The sequence below is a fragment of the Pseudomonas allii genome (assembly GCF_055380095.1).
The window spans coordinates 2,796,821-2,823,117 of record NZ_AP039450.1 but is presented as its reverse complement, the minus strand read 5'-3'; the positions used below and the strand labels follow the sequence as shown (position 1 = coordinate 2,823,117).

Genomic DNA, 26,297 nt, shown 5'->3' with positions numbered 1-26,297 from the left:
TGCCCGCCAGCGGCCGATCACCGCTGCGCGGGAATCCGGATGTCGCCATCGCGGCACTGGGTTTTCACGCTGCGCGGGCAACCGGCAAAAGCCAGGTCCTTGGTCAGGCATACCCGCACCTCGGACAGCACTTTGCCTTTGCAGATGACTGCCAGCCCATGATTGCCCATGCGCGGGTTGCTTTCACGGAACAACGCCTCGATGTCACTGGCCTGCAACGACGGCGGCGTATTGAACGGCTGCAGTGGTTGCGGAATGGTCACCACCCCCAGCGCCTGGTCGGTTTTTTCCAGGTAGGCCAAGGGTTCCAGGCCACTGCAGGTGCCATGCTTGGACCATTCGTGCTTGAGCAATGAGCGGGTCGGGAACAGTGTCGCGCCCTTCTCGATTTCTTCACGACTCAACGGCGACTGCGGCGCACAGGATGCCGGCCAGCCACCACGCGCGTACTGCGGCCACAGGCCATGCAACACAAAACCGTAACCCTTGCCGGAACATTGCTCGTTGTCCGGGTGGGTCAGGCAAAAGGTCGGCGACCATGACAACGACAGCACATAAAAATCAAACTCCCCCGGTGTGCCTTGGCTGCGCGGCGCCGCCATCGCACTTGTAGCCAGTACCAGCCATACCGCCATCCAGTATTTCATCTGTCTGTTCCTTGGAAAAAAGACCACCCTATGCCGCCTACCCGGGACGATGGGGGTTACGTTGTAGCACCTTGTCCAGGATCCGGTCGGTCTTCAACGCGTCGATGCCCAGCGATGGGTGCTCGGCTTCGCCACGGATATGCGCATTCATCGCCAGCACGTGGTGCCACTGGATATGCGCGTGGCACGGCACTTCCAGCACTTCGCTGGTTTCACCCTCAAGGTGCAGCGGCTGGTCTTCGAAGACCGAGAATCGGATGCGCCCACGGCTGCCGATCAGTTCCACCTGGTCCTCGCGACGGTCCGCGACAAAATTCCAGCAGCCCATGCCGAGTGCGCCCGAACTGAACGTCCAGCACGCCGTCACTGCATCTTCGGCCGCATAACGCCCGGCTTGTCGCGCGGTAAAGCCTGTGACCTCAACGATATCCCCGGCCAGGTACTGGAACAGGTCAAAACCATGGCTGGCCAGGTCGGCAAAGTAACCACCGCCAGCGATGGCCGGGTCGGTGCGCCAGTTGGCGGCGCTGGCATCATTGGCGCCCGGTGGCTTGCACAGGGTCCAGGTCAGGTGGCGCAGTTCGCCGATGTGTCCATCCCGCAGCCAGTCGCGCACTTGCTGGAAACGCGGCAGTGAACGGCGGTAATAGGACACAAACAGATGCAACCCGGCGCGTTCGAAGGTGCGCTGCATCAACGCGCTCTGCTCGGCGTTGAGCGACATGGGCTTCTCGACACAGCAATGCTTGCCGGCCGCTGCGACCATCAGGCTGTATTCGAGGTGGCTGTCCGGCGGCGTGGCGATGTACACCGCGTCCACCTCGGGGTCGTTGATCAGCGCCTGGGCGTCGGTGTAGAAACGCGCAATGCCATGGCGTGCCGCATAATCACGCACCGCCACTTCGCGGCGCCCCATCACGGCCACCAGCGCAGAACCTGGCGCTTTGTAGAAAGCCGGTCCACTCTTCAACTCAGTGACACTGCCACAGCCGATCATGCCCCAGCGTACGCTGCCCATCTGCTCTCCTCGTGCGTTTTGATCAATCGGGCAGTATCCACATCCCCACACGTCAGCGCCATAAGCACTTAGCATGACAATTGCATTACACTTTTATGACAATCATCCCGCTGCGGGGGCACAGACGATGAAAATACGCGCAACGGTCATTTGCGAACAAGAGGGGCATATCCTCTTCGTGCGCAAGGCCAGATCCAAATGGGCATTGCCGGGAGGCAAGGTCGAACGCAATGAACGCCCGGTCGGCGCGGCCGAACGTGAGTTGGAAGAAGAAACCGGATTGAACGTGGACGGCTTGCTGTACCTGCAGGAGCTCAAAGCCCGCGACACCGTGCACCACGTGTTCGAAGCGTCAGTGGTGAACGTCGCCGATGCAAAACCTTGCAATGAAATAATCGATTGCCAGTGGCACCCCTATGACGCCATGGACGCGCTGGACACCACCGACGCCACCCGCCACATCGTCAAATCCTTCCTGCGTCGCCTGTAGTTCTGCACTCTGGCCGCTGGCCAACACACCTCGCTCAACCACGCCATTCTGTTACTGCCGTTCGACAAGGGATTTGACGAACGCGGCAGCGGTTGTATGCACGGTTAGAACAGCGGCTGGTGAGACAGAGCGGTCGATGCTGATGCCCGCCTCCCCCTTCACCTTCACCTTCACCTTCACCTTCACCTTCCACTGTGGCGAGCGGGCTTGCCCCGCGTTGGGCTGCGAAGCGGCCCTAACAGGCCGTTGAAAAAGGCCGGACTGAATTAGATTCTGGCAAACTCCCAGTCATGTTCCTCAATGTCAGCGGAAGACCGAGCCGATGCGTGGACCCGATCTCAAGCAAAACGACCTGTTCAGCTACACGACGCTGGAGCAGCGTATCCCCAAGGATCACCCGCTACGCCCGCTGCGCGAGCTGGTTGATGCGATCCTGGTGTCGATGGACTCTGATTTCGAGGTTTTGTATTCCTCGCTGGGACGCGCCTCGATTCCACCAGAGCGGCTACTGCGGGCTTCATTGCTGCAGGTGATCTACACCGTGCGTTCCGAGCGGCAATTGGTCGAGCAGATCGATTTTAATCTGCTTTTTCGCTGGTTCGTCGGCCTGTCGATGGACGAACGGGTGTGGGATCACTCGACCTTCAGTCAAAACCGTGACCGCCTGTTTAACCAGGATATTGCGCGCCTGTTCTTCCAGCGCATCAAGTCGCTGGCCCAATGGTCGCAGTACGCCAGCGATGAGCATTTCAGTGTGGATGGCACACTGATCGATGCCTGGGCTTCGCATAAGTCCTTCGTCAAAAAAGACGATGGCGAGAAGCCGGGCGATGAGCCTCCAGAGGACGGCCCTCGCAACAACTATCTCGATTTCAAGGGTGAGAAACGCGGCAACAAGACTCACCAATCGACTACCGATCCCCAAGCGCGGCTGGCCCGCAAGAGTCCGGCCGATGGCAGTCGCCTGGCCCATATGGCCCACACTCTGATGGAAAACCGTAACGGGTTGATCGTGGATGTGGAATGCACCGAGTTCAATGGACACGCCGAAGTGGGTGCAGCCTTGAAGATGCTTGAACGCACGGCCAAACCTGGCAGCACCGTGGGCGCGGACAAAAGCTACGACCAGAAATTTTTTGTCCAAATGGTGCGTGATTTGAAGGTGACGCCGCATGTCTCGAGGAAGGCCATCAAGAGCGCAATCGATGGCCGTACGACCCGTCATCCGGGTTACGGCATCAGCATGAAAATACGAAAAAGAATCGAGGAAGGATTTGGCTGGCTAAAGACCGTGGGTGGTCTGCGCAAGACCAAGCTGATCGGCCGCGAAAAGCTCAGCGCCCAGTTGCTGCTGGGCTTTTCGGTGTACAACTTGATCCGTTTGGGGAGCTTGTCGGGCTGGTGGCGTGGGTCGCATGTTTAGGCGAGGTACGCCCAGAAATCGTCCACAGGCAAATATTTGCGCTGGAATTGGCAAAACACCCGCTGATTGAGGCGGGATAAAGGTCGACGCCAGGCTTGAGAGGCTGAAAAATCTCAAGCTTGGCGGGTTGGGGGAGATAGGACTGAATTTTTCAACGGCCTGCTAATCCTGACACTTCTGTATTACTGTTAAAACGTGGTGACCTGACTGGGGCTGCTGCGCAGCCCAACGCGGGGCAAGCCCGCTCACCACAACAAGCCCGCTCACCACGACAAGCCCGCTCGCCACAACAAACCCGCTTACCACAACAGGCCGACTCGCCACATCACAGTTTGAGCACCTGGCTGGGCGTGGTACCGAAAAGTGAGCCGCCGCTACCCAAGTGCCCGTGTAGAGTTGTCATGCGGGCATAACAGCTCAGGATCGTGGCTTATTCCCCGTCGGTTCGATGAGTTTTTCTTTAGGTTTGCCCTGCCCGCGCAGGTACAACGCCTCCACCAGTTTCTGCCGTTCATCCTGGGGCAAGGTACTGGCGAACTGCGCCAACGTCGTGTCCACCAACGCACGCAGCGCCATGTCGGCCTGGCGCGCCTTGGCCAGTTCCGCCACCAGCACATCCCGATCCAGGCTCGGCGCTTCCAATTGCTTGATCACGCCCATGCGCGCTTCACGTCCGGCCATGATCAGCGGCTGGCTGTCGGCCCGGTTGTGCCGCAGCAGTTGGCGCAGTTCCCGGCGGCGTTCCGGCGGCAGCTTGATCATCGCCTGGCGCAAGCCGTGCTGGTTAACCACCGCTTCAGCGGGCTTGGCACTGGCCATCCAGTGATAGAGGCCGCCACCGACACCGCCGATCAGAAACACGTTGAGCAATATCGAGGCCAGCAGCCAGGGTTTGAGTGACTTCAGGCTCATTGCTCGGTGTCCTCGGCATTGACGGTAAAGATCACTTGCGCGTCGCCTTGATCGAAGACGCTGGGCAGCACCTCGGACGACAGCATCGGCAGCGGCACACTCAGGGATGCCACCAGCATCCCGGTAACGATGCCCGCGACGCCCACGCCCACCAGGCCGGCGGGCGACAACCAACGGGCATAGCGCGACCAGAATGAATGGCCACGCGGGGCCGACAGGCGAATCTGCCGCGCCAATGCAGGCTCGACGTACGCCAGTTGGTGACTGTCCAATTGGCCGTCGAGCCAGCGCGCCTGTTGCTGGGCTTCGCGCGCAAGCACATCGCCGCTGTCCAGCAATGCCTGGGCTGCGCCTTGTTCGGCGCCTGGCCAGCGGTGCAGGTCGGCGCCATAGGCGTCGGCCAGGTAAGCAAAACGTTCAGGTGTCATGGTTTTCCCCTTCCTGGGCGGGCAAGCCCGGGTGTATCGGCAAGTTGGCTGCGCAACTGGCGTCGGGCCCGCGACAGCAGGCTCTCCAGTGCCTCGACGCTGATATTCATCAGGGCCGCGGCGTCGATGTTCGACAGCTCCTGGTAGTACTGCAACACAATCGCCTCGCGCTGGCGCTCGGGCAACGCCGCCAACGCAGCGGCCATGCGAGCGCTACGGTCGGCGGCTTCCAGCTGTTCATCCGGCAGCGGTGCGCTGTCTGCCAGCGCCAGCGCCTCTTCTTCCTCCAATGGACGCTCCTTGCGCCGGCGCAAACGGTCGTGGCACAGGTTGAGCGCCACCCGGTGCAGCCAGGTATCGAAACGCGCCTCGCCACTGCGCCAACTGGCGGCATGACGCCAGATGCGCAGGAAGCTTTCCTGGGCCACGTCCTTGGCCTCGTCGGCATCCCCCAGGATCCGGCCGGCGAGCGCCAGCAGACGCGGCAGTTTGCGCGTCACCATTTCGTTGACAGCCGCCGGTTCGTTGTTACCGATGCGCGCCAGCAGTTCCACGTCCGGATCAGTGTCTTTCAATCGGGCAATTCTCGGTCAGCGGATCCAATGCCCTTCGCGCCAATACCAGTTGGGACCGTGGGCCTCCCAATGGCCCGGTTCCCAGCGCGCATTGCGCATCACCGGCTGCCAGTGGCCCGGCACCCAGCCATAACCGCGCCCTTCCCAGCGCCAGTGGCCGCGGTCCCAGGCGTAACCCGGGCGCTCCACGGGGATCACTTCCACACGTTGCGGCGGCGGTGCCTGGCGGATGATGATTTCGGTCTGGGCAAACACAGGGGTGCTGACAAACGCGGCGAGGGCCAGCGGAGCAAGCAAGGCATAGCGCAATTTGGCCAGGGGTCTCATGGCAACTCCTTCATGCAACACGCGAAAGTGCGGGGTGCTGATGGGTTGAACGGCGGGTGCCGAAAAATCCGTCGCAGGTTTTTCAGCAGTATTGCGCAGGGGGTGGCAGAGCTTGATGAAATGTTTGAAAGCTTCGCGACGGATTTATGCCGGTGGCCGCGTTGAAGGATTAACGCTGAACAACCCAAGAGGAAACACCATGTACCGCCGACTTTACATACTGGTTGCCGCACTGCTGATCGTCAGCCTCAGTGGCTGCGTGATCTTGCCGGAACATCGCCATTGCTGCTGGCGCTATTACGGCGCGCTCGACGCCCCCACCCACACCGTCAACGGCTAACCCACCGCAGCAAACCCGCGACGCCCGGCCTTGATCTCGGTACGCAACTCACCGATCAGGTTTGAAATGGAACGGATGCTGTCCAAACCGTCGGGGGAGACACCGGTCAGCAGCAGGTCGACCCGGCCGGACACCGGTTCGAAGACAGTGATGCGCAACGAGCCGTCGCTGTTCAAGGTGCAATCGCACGCCAGCGGCAGGAAACCCGAAGCCATGATGCGATTGAATTCAATGATTGAAATCATGACAAGTCCCCACCCCTGGGCCTCACTCGGTCGTTGTGATGGAACCAGAGTAGACGAGGTTTTACGGGGCATGAGGCGGTTCGTGCAAAAGTGTTAGCCATGCCTCATTTCGGCCTGGAAACGCCGGCCCGCTGGCGCCAGAAACCCGTTTGGCGACCTCTCGTCTGCTGCGCCGCCGAAGGCTTGACTCGGCGCCCCGATCGAAAGACGCTCTTGGCTTTTCGCCATCATCCAGAGCAGCCGCCCCATGAGCATCGACCCTCCGAGCGAGCCCGACAGCGATGTGTACAAAACCTTGCTGGAGTCGACCAAGGCCATCCCCTGGCGCATTGATTGGCAGAGCATGACCTTCAGCTATATCGGCCCGCAGATCGAGACGTTGCTCGGCTGGACCCCGCAAAGCTGGGTCAGCGTGGACGACTGGGTCGAGCGCATGCACCCGGACGACCGTGAATACGTGGTGAATTTCTGCGTATCCCAGTCCCGCGCCGGGGTCGACCACGAAGCGGATTACCGGGCGCTGACGGTGAATGGCGACTACGTATGGATCCGCGATGTGGTGCACGTGGTGCGCAAGGACGGCGAGGTCGAGGCGCTGATCGGTTTCATGTTCGATATCAGCGAGCGCAAGAAGACCGAAGAGCACCTGGTGCGCCTGCAGAAACAACTCGAGGAATATTCCTACCAGGATGGCCTGACCGGTATCGCCAACCGCCGCATGTTCGACACCGTGCTGGAACGGGAATGGGCCAGCGCCCAGCGCAGCCAGTTGCCGCTGTCGTTGATCATTCTGGATATCGATTTTTTCAAGCAGTACAACGACCACTACGGCCATATCAAGGGCGATGAGTGCCTGCGCCAAGTGGCGCATACCTTGTCCCAGGCGGCCAATCGGCCACGGGATTTCATTGCGCGCATCGGCGGCGAAGAGTTCGTATGGTTGCTGCCGGAAACCGATGCGCAATCGGCCAGGCAGGTGGCGCAACGCTGTCTGCACCTGATCCGCCAACAACAGATCGAGCATGGTTATTCGGCGGTATCGAACCTGCTGACCCTGAGCCTGGGCGTGGGTACACGTATCGTCAAACCTGAGACGCCGATGCTGGGGTTCGTCGAAGAGGTCGACAAGTTGCTGTACCAGGCCAAACGCAATGGACGGATGCGTGCGGAGTTCGCCGACGGTGAAGTTTGACGCGAAGGTCAAATTCCAGGCAAAAAAAATCCCAAGTAGCTGATGGAAACTTGGGATTTAAAAATGCATAAACCGTGGGAGGTGAACGCCCGGCTATAGTAACGATTGTAAAAAGCTGTAACAAGATTATTTTAATCCTTTCGTCGGATTAAAAGCGCTGTAAGTCATTCAATAACCACACGTTTTTTAAGGTAGCCAACCCTATAAGCGCCACTTTTTGGTGCAACTACTGGTGCTATTTCCACTGTAAAAAAAGGGTTATTGAGTTAAGGCGACGCCACACTTTTCGATATACGCTCGCTCAACTGTTCGCAGGCATCTTGTGTATCGAGGCTATTGGGCAACACCGAGCGCGCCACACTTTCCACCTGTCGGCACAGTGCCAAGCGCTCATTGGTCGCATCCCGCTCGCGGTCGACCTGGGCATTGAGCTGCACAAAATAGACCCCCAGCAACAGCGCCGCGCAAAGCACTCCGATCACGAAGTAGCGAAAGTTGTTGGACGGCGGCTCGGATGGACTCATGGCTCACTGCGCCCTGCTCTTCTCATAACGCACGTCGCCGTCCTCGACCTGCGCCGTTACGGTCCAACCCAGGCGTTGGTAAAACCCGTTGGCCCGGATTTCGTCGCGCCCATCGGTGATCAGAAACAACCTGTCATGGTGTTCAAACAGCGCGGCTTCGGCCACCGCCATCAACTGACGACCCAGCCCCAGGTTCTCGTGGGACGGCAAGACGAACATCGCGAACACCTCGCCGGTCGCCAGGTCGACCATGCTGAAGGCTACGGGCCGGCCATCCACTTCGGCGATCCATACGCAGGGGGCTTCGCGGATGCGGTCGGCCAGCACCTCTGGGGTGATGCCCAACTCGGCCATCTGCTCGACACTCAGATGGTTTTGCACCACCGAGGTGCGAAGGGTGAAGAGCGTGTCGACATCGTCCTGCGTCGCCGCGCGGATAAGCGTTTGCATACTGGCCTCCCCAATGAAGGACGCAATTGTATGCACATTGAAACACAGCGATTGTCGTGGATTTGTAAACCGCCGCCTAAGAGGACTCGCCATGCTGCTGGCGCCGGAATTGCCCTGGGGCCAGGCCATGGGCCTTGCGGAAGCAACGGGAAAAGTACGCTTCATCAGTAAACCCGCAGCGGTGCGCAATGGGGCCGATCATTTGCGCGCGACCTTGTAGCGCACGCAATCCTGATAGAAACCCTGGCGAATAGCCTCGGGCTTGAGCCGCGAACGGCTGTCGTAGGTCTGTTCGGTGATGCCCATGGCCATCATGCGCATCCAGGATTTGTTGAACTTCATGCTCTGGATCTTCTGTCGTGCCGCATACAGCGACACCCCCGACAGTTTCAACTCCTGAGCCCTGGCCGCGGTGCCCGCGCCCCAACTGCACATGTACTTGTCACCCTCGCGCAGCTCCCGTGCCTGCACGGCAGCCGCGCCGCCGGCCAGGGAGCAGGCGATCAGCATGATTCCCACATTGCGCATTTGCATCCTCACCTAACCACCTGAAAATAAAAGCGATTCTGGCGAGGATTTGTTTATAAAGGGGCCATTAAATTGCCTTATCACCACTGATAGGTTGCACTCGCCTGCACAGTGCGCTGCGAGCCATACCAGCACCACGAATAGGAGTAGCAGGACGCGACATACTCTTTATTCGCCAGGTTGGTGGCATTGAGCGCCAGGCGCAGGTTGTCCTTCAGGCTGGTGATATTGGGGATGTCGTAGTGCACGGCCGCATCGAACAAGGTGTAGCCCGGCACCTTGAGGGTGTTGGCCGTATCGCCCCAGGAAGACCCGACATAACGCGCGCCCGCACCCGCGCCGAAGCCCTTGAGGTGGCCGTCATGGAAGGTGTAGTCGGCCCACGCCGACGCGGTGTGGCGCGGCACGCCGTAGGTGGTGGTGCCTTCGGCCGCGATGGCCGGGCCTACGCCGATATCGCTGATGGGCGCATAGCGCACAGTGTTGTTGGATTTGCTGATGCGGTTGTCCAGATACGCGTAGGCCGCCGTGATGTCGAGGTTATCGTTGAGGCTGACCTTGCCTTCCAGCTCGAAGCCACGGGATTGCACTTCACCGTCCTGGCTCTGGCAGCGCCCGGTGCCGCACAGGTGGGTGGGGTCCGGGTCGGTGGTGAGCACGTTGGTCTGACGCAGGTCGAAGATAGCCGCGGTGATAAAGCTGTTGCTGCCCGGCGGCTGGTACTTGATGCCGATTTCGTACTGCTTGCCTTCGGTCGGCTTGAACACCGAACCGCCATAACCGGTGCCCGATTGCGGGTTGAACGACTCCGCATAGCTGGCATACGGCGCCAGGCCATTGTCGAAGAGGTAGACCAGGCCGATACGACCGGTAAACGCCTTGCTGTCCAGGGACGACTTGCTCTTGGCACCCGTGCTGATGGTCTGGGTGCTGTTATCGGTGCTGGCCCAGTCATAGCGACCGCCCAGCAGCAGCACCCACTTATCCCACTTCATCTGCTCTTGTAGGTACACCCCCGTCTGTTCGCTGCGCGAAGTGCCGTCGGTGGTGTAGGCCGGCACCGGGACGGCCGCGCCATAGACCGGGTTGAAAATGTCCAGTGTCGGGCCTGCGGTGTACACGCCGGAACCGGACTTGGTGTCGGTGCTGGTGTTCTGGTAGTCGAGCCCCATCAACAAAGTGTGCTGCAACGGGCCGGTGTCGAATTTGGCCTGCAGCTGGTTGTCGAGGGTATAGGCATCCAGGTCGACATCGCTGGCAATGGTCGAGCGGCGGATGGTGCGGTAATCCGCCATCAGGTAGTTGTTATAGAGGCTGCGGTACTGGCCTTCGCTGCGCAGGTAACGTGCATTCTGGCGCACGGTCCATACGTCATCGAAGTGATGCTCGAACGCCCAGCCGATGGAGTAGTACTCGCGGTCGCTTTTCTCGAAATTCTTTTCGCCATCGTAGAAATCCACATCGATGCTGCGCCCGGTTGGGCTGTGCAGTACCGAGCCCCAGGCCGGCACCGAGCCATAGGACGCACCCTTGGGGTCCTTCTGGAAATGCCCGAGCAGGGTCAGCGAAGTGGCGTCGTCCGGGCGCCAGGTAAAGGCGCTGGACAATGACTGACGGCGCGTCTCGGTGTGTTCCACCTGCCCATCGGCATCGTCGAAAAGCCCTGCCACGCGGTAGGAATACACACCCTGATCATCCAGCGGGCCGCTCAAGTCGAAGGTAGTGCGCTTCTTGTTGAAGGTGCCGTATTCCACGCCCACTTCATGAAACGGCGTGTCCAACGGGCGCTTGCTGACCATGTTGATCACTCCGCTCGGCGTCCCCTGGCCGTACAGCACCGACGCCGGACCGCGCAGTACTTCCACGCGTTCCAGGTCAAAGGCGTCTTTCTGCGGCAAGGCGTCACGGCTCGACGGCATGCGCAGACCATCGAGGTAGGTGGCCGGGGAGAAACCGCGGATGGTCAGTTGGTCAAGGCGCGACGCAGTGGCGCCACGGGTTTCCGGGATGACGGCGGCGCTGTAGCGCAGGATCTGGTTGAGGCTCTCGGCGTTCTGCGCACGCATCTGGTCTTTGGTGACGATGGAAATCGACTGCGGGGTTTCGATCAGCGCGGTGTCGGTCTTGGTCCCCGACAAACTGCGCGTGGCCACATAACCGGCCACCGGCCCGGTCGGGCTTTCGCTCTGGTACGCGCCGCTGATGGTGGTGGCCTGCAGCTCCATGGCGCCGCCGTTATCCGGGATGGCTTCGAGGCGGTAACGGTCGGCGGAGATCTTCAAGGCTTGCAGGCCGCTGCCGGCGAGCAATTGGTTCAGCGCCCCATCGGTGTCGTATTGCCCGCTCAACCCTTTGCTGCGCTTGCCCCGGGTCAGGCCCGCATCGAAGGCCAGCACCAGGCCCGCCTGCTCGGCGAGGTTGTTGAGTGCCTGGCTCAGGTCACCGGCAGGGATCGAGAAACGGCGCAACGCGCTGCTGCTCTCTTCGGCATAGGAGGACTGGACGGACAGCAACGGCACGGCGGCTAAAGCCATCGCCACTGACAAGGCCAGTGGGTGCAAGGGACGAGCAAGGCGCGACATGGGAAATCCTGCGTAAGGGAGGTTCTATTAACCATGACGGCCATGTCGGGAAATCGGGCAAGGATGCGAGCGATTTTTATTTGGCGGGCAATTCTACAATCAGGTTTATCGCTTTTCGATGTAGCACTTCGAGCTGATTTTTCGCGGTTTTTTCCCCTGCGTAGTGGGCTCTTTCTGAATTTTCCAACCGTTCATCCAGCCGCATTTTGCTGCGGCATGCTCCGACGCCTTGCCCTTTGCCGAGACGTCAAGGATGACCCACGCTGCCCACATTGCCCTGATCGAAATGGAGCTGGATGGCTTTCATCAGAGCCTGGTGATTTATCGCCAGCAGATGAACGCCTGGTATTCGCGCGCGCTGGATTCAGTGAGCCATGCTGCGGACATGCCGTCGTTGCTGGGGATGGATCGGGTGTTGCGGGTGGGGGATTCGCAACGGTCGGTGAGCCTTTCCGACACTGACTTTTCGACTGTGACCCGCTGCGCGATGGGCGGTGAGTTGAAGATCGAGAGCACGTTCGAGTCCGTGTATGACGTGCCGATCGGCAATATCCCGGTGGAAGTCATCGGGCTGGATGACGGCAGTTCCACGGTGGTCATGCTGGATGAACAGGGTAAGGGCTCGTACCACTGTGCGGCGGGCGGGCGCTATCAGGTGCGGGTGCAGGGTGGCGTGTCCGAGGAACAGGTTGACGCGTTATTTGCCTCTTACGCCGGGTTGACCAGGGATCTGGAGCAGTGGCTTCGGGAGCAGTGGTCTGGCTTTAAACCGCATTGGGAGCGCTCGACCGCCAGTGCGATTGGCAGTGGCTTATTGGCGGGCAGTTGGGCGGCGATTCGCGACGTGTGGGACAGCATCAAGCTGGTGCAGGCGATTCTTGAGGACCCGCTGAAATTCGCCGAGCAGTTGGGTGACCAGGCCGCCAGGTTGGCACAAATCGCCACCGATACGCCAAAGGTCATGGAGCAGGCGATGTTGCTGGCCAGTGACGAGGCGGCACTGTACCTGATGGTACGCACGGCGATGCTCTGGCTGGACGCATTACCGCCCAGTGAAATGGCCGAGGTAGCAGCAGGGTTTGTGGTGTCGCTGCTGATTGACCTGGTGATTGGCGCCGTGTTGACCATCGCCTTGCCTGCGGCGGGTGTGGCGTATTTGAGCTTGCGGTTGGTCAAGTATGGAGCGCGGATTCTTGAGGCGGCGGTGGGTTTTGTTAAGGGCCTGTTGGCGATTCTGACCAAATTCATGCAGGCGGTGGATCGCTACAAGGCGGTGGCGGTTCGCGGGGTGGTCGACGGGCTCAAGCAAGGAACGATGCAGATGCGCTGGAAGGCGCGGCAAAACGCGGTGCTGAAGCAGAAAGAGCCTGTGGATGATGTGCCGGTTTCTGCTCGAAATCCCAATGGGGATGCGGCGGCGCCTGCGGACAAGACAGCCACCAATGGCTGCCCGGTGTCGATGGTCACTGGCGAGGAGTTGCTGACGCTGACCGATGGGACGCTGGACGGGGTTTTGTCGTTCGAGTGGACCCGGCTGTACCGCACCAGTGCGGTGGCACTGGATGGTGGGTTGGGGTTTGGCTGGAGCCACTCGCTGGCGCATCGGCTGGTGGTTGAGGGTGATTCGGTTATTTGGACCGATCATGAAAACCGCTCCACCACCCTGCCCTTGCCTACGGCCTCTCGACCTGCGATCACCAACAGCCTGGCCGAAGCGGCGATCTATCTGGGTTCGCTGCCTGATGAACTGTTACTGGCCCAGGCATCACGTTTCTACCACTTCCGCGACGGTGTGCTGACAGCGATCAGCGATGCGTATGACAACCGTCTGCGCATTTCCCGAGATTTTCTGGGGCGTGTTGAGCGGGTGGATAACGGCGTCGGGCGTTCGCTGTGGTTGCGCTATGCGTCGGGCCGCATCGTGGCGGTGGATTACCAGATTCATCGAGTTGTGGATGACGGGCCGTTCGTTTGGGTGACGGAGCAGACGGTTGTTTCCTACGCCTATGACGACTTGGGACGACTGGTTTCGGCGACCAATGCGGTCGGCGAACGCGAGGTTTATCGGTACGACGAACAGCACGTCATTCTTGAGCGCGGTTTGGCCGGTGGGACGAGTTTCTACTGGGAGTGGGAAAGGTCTGGCAAGGCGGCGCGGTGTGTGCGGCATTGGGCCAGTTTCTCGCAGATGGACACGCGCTATGCCTGGGATGACAACGGCCAGGTCACGGTGTTTAACGCCGATGGCAGCCAGGAAGTCTACGTGCACGACCAGCGGGCGCGGCTGGTGCAGCGGGTTGATCCGGATGGTGCCGAGCATTTCAAATCCTACGATGAAAAAGGCCGGCTGACGGTTGAGCAGGACCCGCTCGGGGCGATCACCGCGTATCAGTACGACGAAGCTGGGCGTTTGGTGGCGGTGTTTCCGGGAGATGATGAGCCGACGACCTACGAGCATGACAACGGGTTCGTACGGGTGGTGCGGCGTGGTGAAGCCGTCTGGAAGTATGAGCGCAATGATCAGGGCGATGTAACGCGCAAGACCGATCCTGATGGCAACGCTACTGACTACAGCTACAACAAATACGGACAGCTGGTTGGGGTTTGGTATCCGGATCACAGCTGTCAGCGGCTGGTGTGGAACGAGCGTGGGCAGTTGCTTGAGGAGCAGTTGCCCAATGGTGGGATCAAGCGTTATCGCTATGACGATCTAGGGCGGCAGATTGCACGGGAAGATGAACACGGCGCACTGACCCAGTATCAGTGGGACAGCGTGGGTCGGTTGATTCGCGTTGTGCTGCCAGGCGGCGAGTTCAGGGAATACAGCTACAACCCCTACGGAAAAATCACCGCCGAGCGCGATGAACTCGGGCACATCACCCGCTACGAATACGCCGACGGCCTGCACCTGATCAGCCGTCGAATCAATGCCGATGGCAGCCAAGTCAAGTACCGCTACGACAACGCGCGTTTACTGCTGACCGAGATCGAAAACGAAGTTGGCGAGACCTACCGGCTCCAGTACCACAACAACGGCCTGATCCAGCAGGAAACCGGGTTTGATGGCCAGCGCACCGCTTACGTCTACGACCTCAACGGTAATCTTCAGGAAAAGACCGAGCACGGCGATGACGGCAGTCAACTGGTCACCCGCTACCAGCGCGACCATGCCGGGCGCCTGATCAGAAAAGTCCTGCCCGATGGCAATACCGTCGATTACACCTACGACCGCCAGGGCAATCTCCTCAGCGTCGAAGACGGCCACTGGTCCCTGGCCTACGAGTACGACAGCCAAAACCGCCTCACCGCCGAACACCAAGGCTGGGGCACCCTGCGCTACGCCTACGACGCCTGCGGCCACCTGCAAAACCTGCGCCTGCCGGACAACAACCGCCTCACCTTCAATCACGACAAAGGCAGCCACCTCGCCAACGTCGAACTGAATGGTGCGGTACTCACCTCACACCTGTTCAAGGCCGGCCGCGAACAGCAACGCGCTCAAGGAAACCTGCTCAGCCACTACCAACACGACCACCAAGGCCGCCTGTTCAACCAGAGCATCGTTGATGCCGAAGGCCCGCTATACCGACGCCACTACGACTACGACAAATCCGGCAACCTCACCCGCCTGCTCGACACCCGCAAGGGCGAACACCGCTACCACTACGACCCACTCAACCGCCTGACCCGCGCCGACCACACCCAAGACGAACAGGAACGCTTCGGCCACGACCCGGCCGGCAACCGCCTGATGATCCAGGGCGACCACCACTATGACTACGACGCCTTCGGCAACCTGATTCGCGAACGACGCGGCAAAGGCCACGCCCTCGTCACCGAATACCGCTACGACTGCCAGCACCGTCTGATCGGTATTAAAAAACCCAACGGCCAAACCGCCAGCTACCGCTACGACCCGTTTGGGCGGCGTATCAGCAAAACCGTCGACGGCATCACCACTGAGTTCTTCTGGCAAGGCGACAAGCTCATCGCCGAACACCACGCGGACCGTCACCGCAGCTACCTCTACGAACCGGACAGCTTTCGTCCGCTGGCCCTGTTGGAAGGTTTTGGTCCAAAGGAAACCAAGCCCTACCACTACCAACTCGACCACCTCGGCACTCCACAGGAACTCACTGCCCCGGATGGCGAAATCGTCTGGTCTGCGCATTACCGTGCCTACGGCGAAATAACCCGCCTCGACATCGAAAAAGTCGACAACCCGCTGCGCTTCCAGGGTCAGTATTTCGATCAGGAAAGCGGGCTGCACTACAACCGCCATCGCTACTACAATCCGGACGTTGGGCGTTACCTGACGCCGGACCCGGTGAAGCTGGCGGGTGGGATCAACGCCTACCAATACACCACCAACCCCACGGGCTGGGTAGACCCCATAGGATTTGCCTGCGAGCGCGGCAATTGTCCGGGCCTAGGCTCTGTACGAAATCCGCCGAAATCAATTTAAATTCCACAATCGTTGAGATTCAGTAAAGTCCGCGACCATCAAAGGCAGGAGCCCACGATGGCCAAACGGTACGAACTCCCCGACGCAGCCTGGGATTTGGTTGCAGATATCTTCAACGAGCCCCGGCGTAGCGGGCGCCCGCGAACAGATGATCGCTTGATGCTCAACGGCATCCTTTGGGTACTCTGTTCTGGCGCTGCATGGCGCGACATGCCCGAGCGCTTCGGCCCCTGGTCAACGGTGTATCAGCGTTTTCGTGATTGGCGCAATCGCGGATCGTTTGAGCAAATGCTCAAGCGGCTTCACATCAAGCTCAACGAGCAAGGGTTAATCGATCTGGAGACCTGGATGATTGACTCCACCGCAATACGAGCAACCCGGGCCTCTTCTGGTGCCGGGAAAAAAGGGGGCCTGAAGAACCGCGAGATCACGCGCTCGGGCGCAGCCGGGGCGGCCTGACCACAAAGATCCACATGCTCTGCGATGCCAACGGCGTCCCGCTGAAGTTTCTATTATCGGGCGGACAGGCCAGCGATATCGCTTACGCCCAGCCCTTGCTCGATAAAGCGTACATACCCAGCTTGCGCGGTCGCCCGCGCAAACGCTGCCGATGGTTGCTGGCGGATAAAGGCTATGACGCAGAAGCATTGCGCCGGTACTGCGACCGGTATCGGATGCAGCCGGTGATTCCTCTACGCAGCATGAAACGCAAACCGAAGCCGGGGTTGCCGAGGCTGTTTGACCGTCCCAAGTACCGGCAGCGCAATATCATCGAGCGTATGTTCGGCTGGCTGAAGGAGAACCGCCGCATCGTGACGCGCTTCGACAAACTCGCGAAAAGTTACGCGGCGATGGTTTCGCTGGCCTGTGCTATGCGGTGTTTACGACATTACTTTTCGTACAGAACCTAGGAAGCAAATCACAGAAACGGCATGAGGAAGCGCCCCCTGAAATAGGAGGCGCGGTTCACTCAGTCACTTATGAACAAGCTTTAAACAAAGCTCTAGCATGGTTGTCGGAAAATGATTTCCGGGCAGAAATTCCAAAGTTAGCAAAATTCGGAAAAAGAATAGGTGAACCTATAGGAATGCAAACGTCCGACAGAAAAACCGGCTATCGTGTTGAACATGACACAAAAAGTGGCGCACATATCAACGTGTGGACCCATAAAAAAATGGTCCGCATTTTACATTTGAAGGAAGCGAAAAAATGGTCATTCAGCTAACTAAAAGGTTCGCAAAAAAATGAGCTACCTTGACGACGAGATAAATGAATATTTTAAAAAAAACAATATAAAAATCATTACCCTATCAAAAATCAAGCATGACCTAATGGTAGAAAAAATGAGTCAGAGCATTCCATTCTCCGTGACTAACATAGCATGGAGCTTATTAAAAAATAGTACTTATCTGGGTGTAGCAACATCAAAAACATCAATGGATGCACTTGTAGAAGAAATCAAACTCACCACAGAATCTGACGTCATTATCATAGGTGACGCCACTGATGATGCCTATTCAATAGGCATCAAACATCTCTCCCAAGCACTTGAGGTATTTTCGACTATTCCGCAACATACATACATAACTCAAGAAAGTTTGGATTGGATAGCAGGCATATCCTTTGAAGGTTACATATATTTTTCCAAGCTCTAACCTTCCAAATAAACCTTCTTATAAACAGGCATATCCCGGTGACATTCAGGTAGATGATAGGGTCGACGAACTTGGCCTTTGACGATTATATATTTACGCCTGTGAGCTACCGCAAAAATACAAGAACATACCGACAAAGCGTACCTGGCGCATGAATTCGGCGAGTATCTGAACCTAGGAAAAGCTAAGAAAATTCCCGATCCCATGTCCAACTTATACTTCGTTCAACCTTTAATAACGACTGCCCATCCTGAAGAGCAACCGGGCCCTCACCCCCACGCCACCACCAACAACCCCACCCCCAACACCAGACACAACGGCGAATAAAAATACGTATCCCACCTCGCAAACCTCGACCCACCGACCTTCTTGAAGAACCCCACCAACTCCGAATCACCAATCGCACGGGCAAACATCAGTACGGCAATCGCGCTGATGCCCCACTGCAACGCCCCGTGGGACACCGCCGAGAAGTACAACCCGGCGCGCAGGCACACCAACAGCGCAATGGCCACCAACCCCATCGCCACCAGGAACGTGCCCAATGCCGAGGGCTTGAATGCAGGTCTGGGTCCGTTGGCGAATTCGCCGGGCAGTTGGGGAATGGCGGCCTGGAAGCCGAGTTTGCCGCCGGCGGCCCAGTACAGGTGGACCATGCTGATGCAGGTAAAAACCCCGACAATCCATCGTGCGACAACAAAGCTCATGGCTGGCTCTCCCTGAAAAGGTGCGAAACAGGATAGTCGCCCTGAGATTTTTTGCAGGCATTTCGTCGGCGGCTGATGGTAAAGTGCCGCCCCATGAAACTTGCCCGTGCCGACCGCTCGCTCATTGCCTGGACGCTCTACTGCTGCGTCCTGTTCAATGTGTTCGCCTGCAGTATCGGGCATGGGCAGATGGTCGGGATGCAGCTCAATGGCATCGGCGGCCAGTTCTGTACGGTGGACCCGCGTACCCAGGCGCCCAAGCCGTCCAATTCGACTGAAGAGAATTTACCGACGCTGTCCAAGGCGTTTGGTTGCCCGCTGTGTTCCACCGGCGGCATGGGCCCGGCGCTGAGTTCCAGCCTGAATGTGGCGGTGTTGCCTCAGCCCCATGCACCACCGCCTGCCATTGTCCTGGCTGCCGACATCCCTGCCCGCTTCACCTGGCCTGCGGCCAATCCGCGCGCGCCGCCTGCCTTCGCCTGATGCCTTCGCTTTCCGATCTGCACTGAGCACCGTTTCCGCAAGGAAGTACGGGCGCCTGTGCGTTGTTTTCAAGCCAAGTTTTTCAGGATTCAACCATGAAACATCTACCCCTGTTGGCAGGCCTGTTCGGCTGCCTGCCTGTCTGCGCCTGGGCCCTTGAGCTGGCCCCGACCACCATCGATGGCGAGCAAGCCGCCGAACCCGGCCTGGCCCTGGATCAATCCAGCGGCGTGGCGTCGCGGTTGGGCTTGAGCGTGCGGGAAACCCCGGCGTCGGTGGCCATCGCCAATCGCAATGACATCGAGCGCCATGGCGCCAAGACCTTCCGCGACGCGGCCAACACCTTGCCCGGCGTCAACGCCAGCGCCCCGCCGGGGTTTGGCGGGTTTGTCTCCTATCGCGGTTTTACCAGCAGCCAGATCACCCAGATGTTCAACGGCATCAATGTCGCCACCGGTCTGGCCCGCCCCGTGGATGCGTGGATCTATGACCGGGTGGAACTGGTGGGCGGCCCCTCCTCGCTGATCAACGGCGCAGGCTCCGTGGGCGGCTCGCTCAACTACGTGACCAAGCTGGCCACCCGCGAGGAACAAGCCGCCGAAGGCCAGCTCACCTACGGCACCTACGACACCGCCGGCATAGCCTTCGGCGTCAACCATGCCCTGACCGAACCCGGCGCCGAGGTGCAGCATTACGCCCGCCTGGATGTGAGCCGCAACACCAACCACAGCTACATCGACCGAGACCAGCGCGACGCGTGGAGCCTGGCGTTTTCGCTGCTCAGCGACCTCACGCCCAACCTGTCCCACACCCTGGCGCTGGAATACCAGGATGAGCATGAAGACAGCCCCTACTGGGGCACGCCGGTGCTCAACCCCAAGGCCGGCGAGTTGAAGATCGACAAACACAACCGCTTCAACAACTACAACGTCGCCGACGGGCGCTACGAACAGCGCACCCTCTGGGCGCGCTCGATCATCGACTACCGCCTCAACGACAGCACCACCCTGAAAAACACCCTTTACCACTTGGACAGCCAACGCGATTACCGCAACCTTGAAACCTATCAGTACAACGCGAACAACACGGCAGTAAACCGGTCGACCGCCTATCAGGTGCGCCATCAGGGCGAACAGAACGGCAACCAGTTCGAGCTGCGCCACGACGATAAACTCTTCGGCCTGTCGACCACCTGGTCCGGCGGCTTCGAGTACAAGGTCAACAGCACCACCAACACTCCGTGGAATGTGCCAGGCAATAGCACGGTAGACCCGAACAACTTCGACCCCGGACATTTCTTTGACCTCCCGCGAACCCGGGAGAGCTTCGGCAAGGACAAGACCAATGCAGTCACCACCAAGGCGTTGTTCGTGGAGAATCGCCTGGGTCTTACCGATAAATTGTCGCTGCTGACCGGGCTGCGTTATGACGCCATCGACCTGAATGTAACCAACCACCGTGCGATTACCGCAACCAACCCACGCCACTTCAAACGTAGCTGGGAGCCGGTGACCGGCCGTGTGGGCCTGACCTACCAGTTCATCCCGACGGCCAATGTGTATGTGCAATACAGCACCGCCGCCGAGCAACCGAATACCACCACGCAAGTGTTTGATGTCTCGACGGGCAAGCAGTGGGAAGTGGGCAGCAAGTTCGACTACCTGGACGGCCGTGGTTCGGCCACCGTTGCCGCGTACAAGATCGAGCGCAAGGACTTTGCCGTCACCGACCCGCAGGATCCCACCAACAGCATTCCGGTCGGTGCACAGTCATCCAAGGGGATCGAATTGGCCAGCTCGCTGCGCATCACGCCAAGGTTGCTGGCGGAAGGCAACTTCGCCTGGGTGGATGCCGAATACGATGACTTCAACGAGAAAATCGCCAGTGGCGCGGTGGTCTCGCGCAAGGGCAACACGCCAACCAACGTGCCCAAGCGCGTGGGGAATCTGTGGCTGACCTATGATTTTGCCGAGGACTGGCAAGGGGGCGTGGACGCCCGATATGTAGCCGAGGTGTATGCGGACAACGCCAACACCCAGACAGTGCCGGCCTACACGCTGTTCGGAACGTTCCTGCGCTATAAGGTGGACTCACACACCTCGGTGACGGGCCGGGTGCGCAACTTGACGAATGAGGTGTATGCCGAGTTTGCCCATGTGTCGCCGGCGTATTACTTGGGCTCACCACGAACCTTTGAGTTGGCGGTACAGACCCGGTTCTGATCCTGGAATGCAACTAAATGTGGGAGGGGGCTTGCTCCCGATAGCGGTGAATCAGTCGACCATGCCGTGACTGATACGCTGCAATCGGGAGCAAGCTCCCTCCCACCCTTGATTTGCATTGAACTGAAAGATCCGTGGTTATTTCAGGCTCGCCTCAACCTTTTGCGCCACATCCTCAGTCAACCAAGCCTTCCACACTTCGGGATGCTCCTTGAGAAACACCTGGGCCACCTCCCGTGGTGCCGTGTGGTTTTCGCTCATGGTCGCTAACGCCTTGTTCAACGGTTCAATCGGAAACTCGACTTTCTCGAAGAACTGCGCAATCTGCGGATGATCTTTCTGGAACGGCGTCGACACCCCGATACTCAACTTCGACGCCAACGACCGGGTAGGCTTCGGATCAGGGTTATCCGCATCCGTGAGAGTCTTCCATGCCTCGGCATCAAACGGCGGCTCTTCCAGCTGGATCAACTTGTAACGCCCCATCAGCGGCGTCGGCGACCAATAATAGAACAGCACCGGCTTGCCACGGCGGATCGACGAGGCGATTTCGGCATCCAGTGCCGCGCCCGAACCACTGCGGAAGTTCACGTAGCTGTCGTCCAGGCCGTAAGCCTTGAGCTTCTGTTTGTTGACCACTTCCGAGGTCCAGCCGATGGGGCTGTTGAGAAAGCGCCCCTTGCCGGGGGACTCCGGGTCCTTGAACACGTCCTTGTAGCGCGCCAGGTCCTTCACGCTCTTGAGGTCCGGCGCCAGGGGCTTGATGCCTTTGGCGGGGTCACCCTTGACCACGTATTCCGGCACCCACCAGCCTTCGGTCGCGCCTTTGACCGTGTCACCCAGGCCCACCACTTTGCCTTCGGCCTCGGCCTTGACCCACACCGGGCTGCGGCCGGCCCACTCTTCGCCAATCACCTGGATGTCGTTCTTTGCCAGGGCGGTTTCCAGGGTGATGGTGGTGCCGGGCAAGGTATCGGTGGGCAGGTCGTAGCCCTTCTCGACAATCACCCGCAACACTTCGGTGATCAGGCTGCCGCTTTCCCAATTCAGGTCGGCAAAATGTACCGGCGCCTCGGCGGCGCTTACCGGCAACGTGGCCACTGACAGCCCCAGGCTCGTCAGCGACGCAGCCAACAGCGTTCTCAATCCTTTCATGCCTTCGCACCTCGCGATATCGCAGCTAGTGGCGGACGGCTTTGCTGCGTATGCGCGAAGCCTCTGAATAGTTAAGTCAACTCAACTGTAGTAGAGGTTCCGGGAGATAACGGGTGTTCGCGGTTTTTACTGATTATTCACTGGCCTTGAAGGTGACCAGTTCACCCTTGCGCCATTTGGCCGCCTTGCCGGTCACGGCCTTCAGGGTTTTGGTCAGGCCTTCCTGCAATTGCTCGTTGGCGGCAAATACCAGCATCACGCTGTGGCCCTCCTTGAACACAATGCCCTGGCCTTCGGCCGAAGACACAAAGGCGTAGTCGCCCAGGCCATAGACCGTCAACTTGATATCGCGGAACTTCAATTCGAACTTGCCGCCCTCACGACTGGGCAATACCGCTGCGCGAAAATGGTCGCCGACCTTGAGCTCAAGGCGGGGCTTGTCATCCACCACCATCGCCGCCTCGGTATCGATTTCGGCGATGTAGATGCCTTCCGGCGTCTGCTCGGTGATGTAGACAAAACGGGATTGGAACTGTTTGACCAACTTTGCGCGCAAATCACCCAGCACGAATAACGCGTGCATATCCAGATTACTGACTGCCAAGGAAACGCCCCCACATGGAAAAGAGCGCTGTCCGCCAGAGCGGGCAGCACAAAAAACGGCCATCACGGCACGATCACACAACTCATTCTTTGAAAAAAACTGAAGAAAATCCCGCTGTCGAGCCGAAAGACCCGTACAGACATGCGCGATGGACCTTGTGCAAGGTCATCAGGCGCCACAGGAGATCACAGGTTCAACGGCCCGAGAATACGGGTCGACCAACTTCAGAGAATAACCCGATTAAAAATGCAGTTTTCCGACATGCCTACACAAATCAACACGCTGTCATGGAACCGGACGCACATCGCTGACGACAATACTAAAACAGCAGCACGGATCAAAACCACTCAAAACGTTGCAATCAAGTCATCCCGCTAGATCGAAAAGGAGCAGGCCATGCAACGAACACCCTACGGCGCTATGTCTTCGCAAACCCGTTCATCCTGTCAGGACGAGGCTCAATACTACCGCTTGAACAGCTTCGGGGGGTACCCGGATTCGATTCTTTACCAAGTCGTACCTGCCGGCCGGAACTTCTTCCACGTGCGCGAAGTGCTCAGTGGCCGCATCAAAGGCTTTCGCAGCGACCATGTCAAGGCCTGTGAACTGGCCAGAAAACTCGAAGACATGTTGCACGCCCACCCCGGAGCAATCGTTTCGTCCGCCCGGTAACTTTACTGCGCCGCCGACCCGCAACAACTGCCATACTGGCTCGTCCACTGAAGTTTGCGCCCACTCGGGCCAGGTTTCTCCAGTGCAGTTATCTCCAAGGGAAGGCTCTACGTGACGGAATTTGATATCGGCGAATTTTTCATCCATGGCGACGCAAGGGAAGTAGACGGTGAGTTTCAAGCAGTGATCGTGATGCGGGCCAAGCCACCGCTGACCACTGTGACCACGCACCAAGTAGAAAAAGACCGCTGGTTCAAAACTGTCGACGCTGCTGCCATTGCTGCAAAGGACGCCGCCAGGGCGTTAAAGACCGCTGTGGATGCCGGAGCCCTGAATTCCTGAACATTCGATAGAACTCCGCTGCGCTCCAACCCTCCCATGCATAACGACCACCCTGCATGGAGAACGAAATGGACGCGCCAATCCCCACCCTTGAAACCCTGTTTGAACAATTGGGCCTGGATTCAACCCCGGAGGCCATCGACGCGTTTATCGTCGCCCATCCGCTGCCCGAAGATGTGAAGCTGATCGATGCGCCGTTCTGGTCCACACAACAGGCCAGCTTTCTCAAGGAAGAACTGCGTGACGACGCCGAATGGGCGATTGCGGTGGATGAGCTGAACCAACGCCTGCATCAACCGCACTAAGCAGCCTTCAATGCAGGCTGTCTGACTGCTCCAGCCGCAACAGCGCCTGCCAGGCAGCCCTGCACTCCTCCGCCTCATCGCGACTGGCGAACGCCGTGCCGCGCTGCTCACCGTTGAGCAATACCACCCAACAGGCCTTCTGACCCGTTGCCCGCAAGGCTTGCGGTACACCACTGCCAATCATCACGGCGACATCGACTTTGTTTTGCATGGAGCTTCTCCGCAGCATTAGTTAGCTGGCTAACAATGTTGGCCATGCTACGGTTTTCCTCACGTTGGAAAAAGCTATCCCCGGAATAGCTCCCTTGCATAAACCGCAATAATCCTAATGCCCCTCTCTCGCGGCCTCGGGCTTGTAACCCAGGCGCAGACCGCCCCAATGACGGCCCTTGACCATGATCGGCACCGACAGATCGTGCATCAGCTCACCGGTGTCGCGGGTGTAGGTTTGCAGCAACACCGCCTGCTGATGGCTGCCGCAGCGGATTCCGGTACGGTCGTCGAACTTTCGCTTGGTACGATTCTGCACGGCGTCCACCTGCGCATCGCCGGTCAGGGCCTGGGAAAATGCCTTGTTGTGCGTCGGCACATAGCCCTGGGGCGTACAGGCAATGGCGAACACCAGCCCTTCGTGACGCGGCAACAGCGCCTCCTGGATCGCCGGCAATACCTGGTCGGTATAGCCGTCGAAGCGGGTGTGGTATTTGCTCGGGCTGGTGTTGGCGATCGGCGTGTAGCTGCGGTCGAACAGGTCATCCAGGCTGATGCGGTTCTGCTGCACATCGGCTTCAAATTGCGCGGCAATCCGGCTGGCGCCTTCGCGAGCCAGGTCATAGATGCGCTGGTGGTAGTCATCCAGCCCGACTTCCGCCAGGCGCTCGCTGATGGTTTCGGCCTGGCCTTCCATTTGTACAGCCGCGTCGGCCAATTGGCGGGTTTGCTGATCGCTGACGGCCAGGTCACTGCGCATCTGCTCCACGGCATGGAACAGGCTGTCGAGTTGGGTGCGGTTGGTGTCGGTGCCCTGGGCGATTTCATTGACCTGGCCTTCTACATCCGCCGCCAGGCTGGCGATATTTTGCAGCTGTTCGCCCGCGTGTTCCACCTGTTCGACACCGGTGTGCAGGTCCGCCGAGAGCTGGCGAATCTGCTCCACCACCTGGGCAGTGCGTTGCTGGATATCCGCCACCATCACACCGACTTCATCGGTGGCCGTGGCGGTACGCCCGGCCAACCCACGCACTTCATCCGCCACCACGGCAAACCCGCGACCATGCTCACCGGCCCGCGCCGCTTCAATCGCCGCGTTCAGCGCCAGCAGGTTGGTCTGGCTGGCGATGGACTGGATCACCAGGGTCACCCGCTGGATTTCCTCACTGCGCTGGCTCAAGGCTTCAATCAACTCACGGCTGGCATTGGCACGCTGGCTGAGCTGGTGCATGCAGCTGATCGACTGGGCCAGCACTTCACGGCCTTCGGTACTGCGCTGATGGGCCTGGCTCGCGGCGCTCAATGCCTCACGGCTGAGCTGGGAGGTGACTTTTTCGGTGCCGATCATCACCTCGGCACTGCTGACGATCTGCTTGGCCGCACTTAATTGCGACTGCAGCCGCGCCGCCAGTTGCTTGACCGAATAGGCCACGCCGGCGGCAGAGAGTGCGTTATGGCTGGTGGTATAGGACAGGTCGCGGGTCAACTCGCCAATGGCATCGGCGGCGTCGGAAGCTGCAACAACCGGCGTGCGATTTTTCAGGCGAGGCAGCCAGATCACCAGCACGGCCAGTGGCAGGCAAAGGTAGAGCGGCAAGTTGGCGAACACGAGGCCCAGCAGTACCAGCACCAGGGCGGTGCTCTGCAACAGCGGCGTGAGCCAGCCGGGCAGCCCGCGTACCACCGGTTGCGGTGACACGGCTGCGCCCATCAGAGATCCGTCTCCAGCCATCTTCGTTACCCCACTGCTTGTCATTATTGTCGCTGCATTAAACGCCACTATCGGGCCATTATCC

Annotated in this window: 28 protein-coding genes and 1 pseudogene; 12 read left to right on the top strand and 17 right to left on the bottom strand. The window is 59.2% G+C overall.

The genetic code is table 11. The features are described 5' to 3' along the window. Window positions 1–17: 17 nt before the first annotated feature. Together ACZ445_RS12705 and ACZ445_RS12700 are read right to left on the bottom strand one after the other, a co-directional pair. The gene (locus ACZ445_RS12705; protein ID WP_058426309.1) at window positions 18–647 is read right to left on the bottom strand and encodes a ribonuclease T2 family protein; all 630 of its coding nucleotides are present in this window, start codon (window positions 645–647) and stop codon (window positions 18–20) included. A 37-nt stretch (window positions 648–684) separates the two neighbouring features. Next, window positions 685–1,665 (bottom strand): Gfo/Idh/MocA family protein, encoded by a 981-nt coding sequence (locus tag ACZ445_RS12700; protein WP_464694041.1) that lies wholly within the window; start codon window positions 1,663–1,665, stop codon window positions 685–687. Between the two features lie 127 nt (window positions 1,666–1,792). Here ACZ445_RS12700 and ACZ445_RS12695 point away from each other — a divergent pair, with 127 nt between their 5' ends. Together ACZ445_RS12695 and ACZ445_RS12690 are read left to right on the top strand one after the other, a co-directional pair. Beyond that, window positions 1,793–2,155: an NUDIX hydrolase gene (locus tag ACZ445_RS12695; RefSeq protein ID WP_464708405.1), complete on the top strand. Its 363-nt coding sequence runs from the start codon at window positions 1,793–1,795 to the stop codon at window positions 2,153–2,155. 322 nt (window positions 2,156–2,477) lie between these two features. Beyond that, window positions 2,478–3,578 (top strand): IS5 family transposase, encoded by a 1,101-nt coding sequence (locus ACZ445_RS12690; RefSeq protein WP_464707263.1) that lies wholly within the window; start codon window positions 2,478–2,480, stop codon window positions 3,576–3,578. Window positions 3,579–3,995: 417 nt separating this feature from the next. Here ACZ445_RS12690 and ACZ445_RS12685 read toward each other — a convergent pair whose 3' ends face one another. The 4 genes from ACZ445_RS12685 to ACZ445_RS12670 are packed head-to-tail and all read right to left on the bottom strand — an operon-like array spanning window position 3,996 to window position 5,820. Continuing rightward, window positions 3,996–4,490: a periplasmic heavy metal sensor gene (locus ACZ445_RS12685; protein ID WP_464708404.1), complete on the bottom strand. Its 495-nt coding sequence runs from the start codon at window positions 4,488–4,490 to the stop codon at window positions 3,996–3,998. Further along, window positions 4,487–4,918 (bottom strand): hypothetical protein, encoded by a 432-nt coding sequence (locus tag ACZ445_RS12680; protein ID WP_464705273.1) that lies wholly within the window; start codon window positions 4,916–4,918, stop codon window positions 4,487–4,489. Before ACZ445_RS12680 ends, ACZ445_RS12685 begins: the two co-directional genes overlap by 4 nt. Then, the gene (locus ACZ445_RS12675; protein WP_058427591.1) at window positions 4,915–5,493 is read right to left on the bottom strand and encodes an RNA polymerase sigma factor; all 579 of its coding nucleotides are present in this window, start codon (window positions 5,491–5,493) and stop codon (window positions 4,915–4,917) included. Before ACZ445_RS12675 ends, ACZ445_RS12680 begins: the two co-directional genes overlap by 4 nt. 15 nt (window positions 5,494–5,508) lie before the next feature. Further along, a complete protein-coding gene (locus ACZ445_RS12670) occupies window positions 5,509–5,820 on the bottom strand; it encodes a YXWGXW repeat-containing protein (protein WP_058427592.1) in 312 nt (103 codons plus the stop codon). A gap of 199 nt (window positions 5,821–6,019) precedes the next feature. Here ACZ445_RS12670 and ACZ445_RS12665 point away from each other — a divergent pair, with 199 nt between their 5' ends. Further along, window positions 6,020–6,160, top strand: coding sequence for a hypothetical protein (locus ACZ445_RS12665; protein WP_464708403.1), 141 nt, complete (start codon window positions 6,020–6,022; stop codon window positions 6,158–6,160). On the opposite strand, the gene ACZ445_RS12660 is transcribed toward ACZ445_RS12665, so the two are convergent. After that, window positions 6,157–6,405, bottom strand: coding sequence for a DUF1652 domain-containing protein (locus tag ACZ445_RS12660; RefSeq protein ID WP_058427593.1), 249 nt, complete (start codon window positions 6,403–6,405; stop codon window positions 6,157–6,159). The genes ACZ445_RS12665 and ACZ445_RS12660 overlap by 4 nt on opposite strands. Window positions 6,406–6,652: 247 nt before the next feature. Here ACZ445_RS12660 and ACZ445_RS12655 point away from each other — a divergent pair, with 247 nt between their 5' ends. Further along, window positions 6,653–7,597: a sensor domain-containing diguanylate cyclase gene (locus ACZ445_RS12655; RefSeq protein ID WP_464708402.1), complete on the top strand. Its 945-nt coding sequence runs from the start codon at window positions 6,653–6,655 to the stop codon at window positions 7,595–7,597. 266 nt (window positions 7,598–7,863) lie between these two features. Here ACZ445_RS12655 and ACZ445_RS12650 read toward each other — a convergent pair whose 3' ends face one another. The 5 genes and pseudogenes from ACZ445_RS12650 to ACZ445_RS12630 form a co-directional block, all read right to left on the bottom strand. Further along, the gene (locus ACZ445_RS12650; RefSeq protein WP_464705268.1) at window positions 7,864–8,121 is read right to left on the bottom strand and encodes a hypothetical protein; all 258 of its coding nucleotides are present in this window, start codon (window positions 8,119–8,121) and stop codon (window positions 7,864–7,866) included. 3 nt (window positions 8,122–8,124) lie between these two features. Continuing rightward, window positions 8,125–8,571 carry a GNAT family N-acetyltransferase gene (locus ACZ445_RS12645; RefSeq protein WP_058427596.1) on the bottom strand — a complete coding sequence of 149 codons (447 nt, stop codon included), beginning with the start codon at window positions 8,569–8,571 and terminating at the stop codon, window positions 8,125–8,127. Between the two features lie 76 nt (window positions 8,572–8,647). Beyond that, window positions 8,648–8,776: pseudogene (locus ACZ445_RS12640) on the bottom strand (helix-turn-helix domain-containing protein); the annotation flags it as partial. Further along, window positions 8,770–9,099: a hypothetical protein gene (locus tag ACZ445_RS12635; RefSeq protein ID WP_179030421.1), complete on the bottom strand. Its 330-nt coding sequence runs from the start codon at window positions 9,097–9,099 to the stop codon at window positions 8,770–8,772. The gene ACZ445_RS12635 and the pseudogene ACZ445_RS12640, both read right to left, overlap by 7 nt. A gap of 80 nt (window positions 9,100–9,179) precedes the next feature. Continuing rightward, a complete protein-coding gene (locus tag ACZ445_RS12630) occupies window positions 9,180–11,681 on the bottom strand; it encodes a TonB-dependent siderophore receptor (RefSeq protein ID WP_464708401.1) in 2,502 nt (833 codons plus the stop codon). A 253-nt stretch (window positions 11,682–11,934) separates the two neighbouring features. On the opposite strand from ACZ445_RS12630, the gene ACZ445_RS12625 reads away from it, so the two are divergent. From ACZ445_RS12625 to ACZ445_RS12615, 3 genes are all read left to right on the top strand, one after another. Then, on the top strand, window positions 11,935–16,146 hold the full coding sequence (locus ACZ445_RS12625) for an RHS repeat-associated core domain-containing protein (protein WP_464708400.1): 4,212 nt from the start codon (window positions 11,935–11,937) through the stop codon (window positions 16,144–16,146). A 57-nt stretch (window positions 16,147–16,203) separates the two neighbouring features. Then, a protein-coding gene (locus ACZ445_RS12620) for an IS5 family transposase (RefSeq protein ID WP_464708399.1) occupies window positions 16,204–17,057 on the top strand; the annotation gives its coding sequence in 2 pieces (ribosomal slippage) (window positions 16,204–16,552 and window positions 16,552–17,057; 855 coding nt in all). A 333-nt stretch (window positions 17,058–17,390) separates the two neighbouring features. Beyond that, the gene (locus tag ACZ445_RS12615; protein WP_464705261.1) at window positions 17,391–17,801 is read left to right on the top strand and encodes a hypothetical protein; all 411 of its coding nucleotides are present in this window, start codon (window positions 17,391–17,393) and stop codon (window positions 17,799–17,801) included. 269 nt (window positions 17,802–18,070) lie between these two features. Here the strand turns inward: ACZ445_RS12615 and ACZ445_RS12610 are convergent, their stop codons facing one another. After that, complete coding sequence (locus ACZ445_RS12610; protein WP_058425721.1) at window positions 18,071–18,508, bottom strand: DUF3995 domain-containing protein; 438 nt, start codon at window positions 18,506–18,508, stop codon at window positions 18,071–18,073. A gap of 93 nt (window positions 18,509–18,601) precedes the next feature. Here ACZ445_RS12610 and ACZ445_RS12605 point away from each other — a divergent pair, with 93 nt between their 5' ends. Together ACZ445_RS12605 and ACZ445_RS12600 are read left to right on the top strand one after the other, a co-directional pair. Further along, window positions 18,602–18,991, top strand: a complete 390-nt coding sequence (locus ACZ445_RS12605) for a DUF2946 domain-containing protein (protein ID WP_464705260.1) — start codon at window positions 18,602–18,604, stop codon at window positions 18,989–18,991. A 95-nt stretch (window positions 18,992–19,086) separates the two neighbouring features. Further along, a complete protein-coding gene (locus tag ACZ445_RS12600) occupies window positions 19,087–21,213 on the top strand; it encodes a TonB-dependent receptor (RefSeq protein ID WP_058425723.1) in 2,127 nt (708 codons plus the stop codon). A 138-nt stretch (window positions 21,214–21,351) separates the two neighbouring features. Here the strand turns inward: ACZ445_RS12600 and ACZ445_RS12595 are convergent, their stop codons facing one another. Next, window positions 21,352–22,368: an ABC transporter substrate-binding protein gene (locus tag ACZ445_RS12595; protein ID WP_058425724.1), complete on the bottom strand. Its 1,017-nt coding sequence runs from the start codon at window positions 22,366–22,368 to the stop codon at window positions 21,352–21,354. A gap of 133 nt (window positions 22,369–22,501) precedes the next feature. After that, window positions 22,502–22,951, bottom strand: a complete 450-nt coding sequence (locus ACZ445_RS12590) for a hypothetical protein (RefSeq protein WP_050554011.1) — start codon at window positions 22,949–22,951, stop codon at window positions 22,502–22,504. Window positions 22,952–23,368: 417 nt separating this feature from the next. Here ACZ445_RS12590 and ACZ445_RS12585 point away from each other — a divergent pair, with 417 nt between their 5' ends. The 3 genes from ACZ445_RS12585 (at window position 23,369) to ACZ445_RS12575 (ending at window position 24,291) form a co-directional block, all read left to right on the top strand. Continuing rightward, window positions 23,369–23,644: a hypothetical protein gene (locus ACZ445_RS12585; protein ID WP_464708398.1), complete on the top strand. Its 276-nt coding sequence runs from the start codon at window positions 23,369–23,371 to the stop codon at window positions 23,642–23,644. 111 nt (window positions 23,645–23,755) lie between these two features. After that, window positions 23,756–23,986, top strand: a complete 231-nt coding sequence (locus ACZ445_RS12580; protein WP_058425726.1) for a hypothetical protein — start codon at window positions 23,756–23,758, stop codon at window positions 23,984–23,986. A 68-nt stretch (window positions 23,987–24,054) separates the two neighbouring features. Next, window positions 24,055–24,291: a DUF2789 domain-containing protein gene (locus tag ACZ445_RS12575; RefSeq protein WP_058425727.1), complete on the top strand. Its 237-nt coding sequence runs from the start codon at window positions 24,055–24,057 to the stop codon at window positions 24,289–24,291. 7 nt (window positions 24,292–24,298) lie between these two features. Here ACZ445_RS12575 and ACZ445_RS12570 read toward each other — a convergent pair whose 3' ends face one another. Next, a complete protein-coding gene (locus tag ACZ445_RS12570) occupies window positions 24,299–24,502 on the bottom strand; it encodes a hypothetical protein (protein WP_058425728.1) in 204 nt (67 codons plus the stop codon). A 114-nt stretch (window positions 24,503–24,616) separates the two neighbouring features. Then, window positions 24,617–25,849: a methyl-accepting chemotaxis protein gene (locus ACZ445_RS12565; RefSeq protein ID WP_425274691.1), complete on the bottom strand. Its 1,233-nt coding sequence runs from the start codon at window positions 25,847–25,849 to the stop codon at window positions 24,617–24,619. Window positions 25,850–26,297 lie beyond the last annotated feature (448 nt).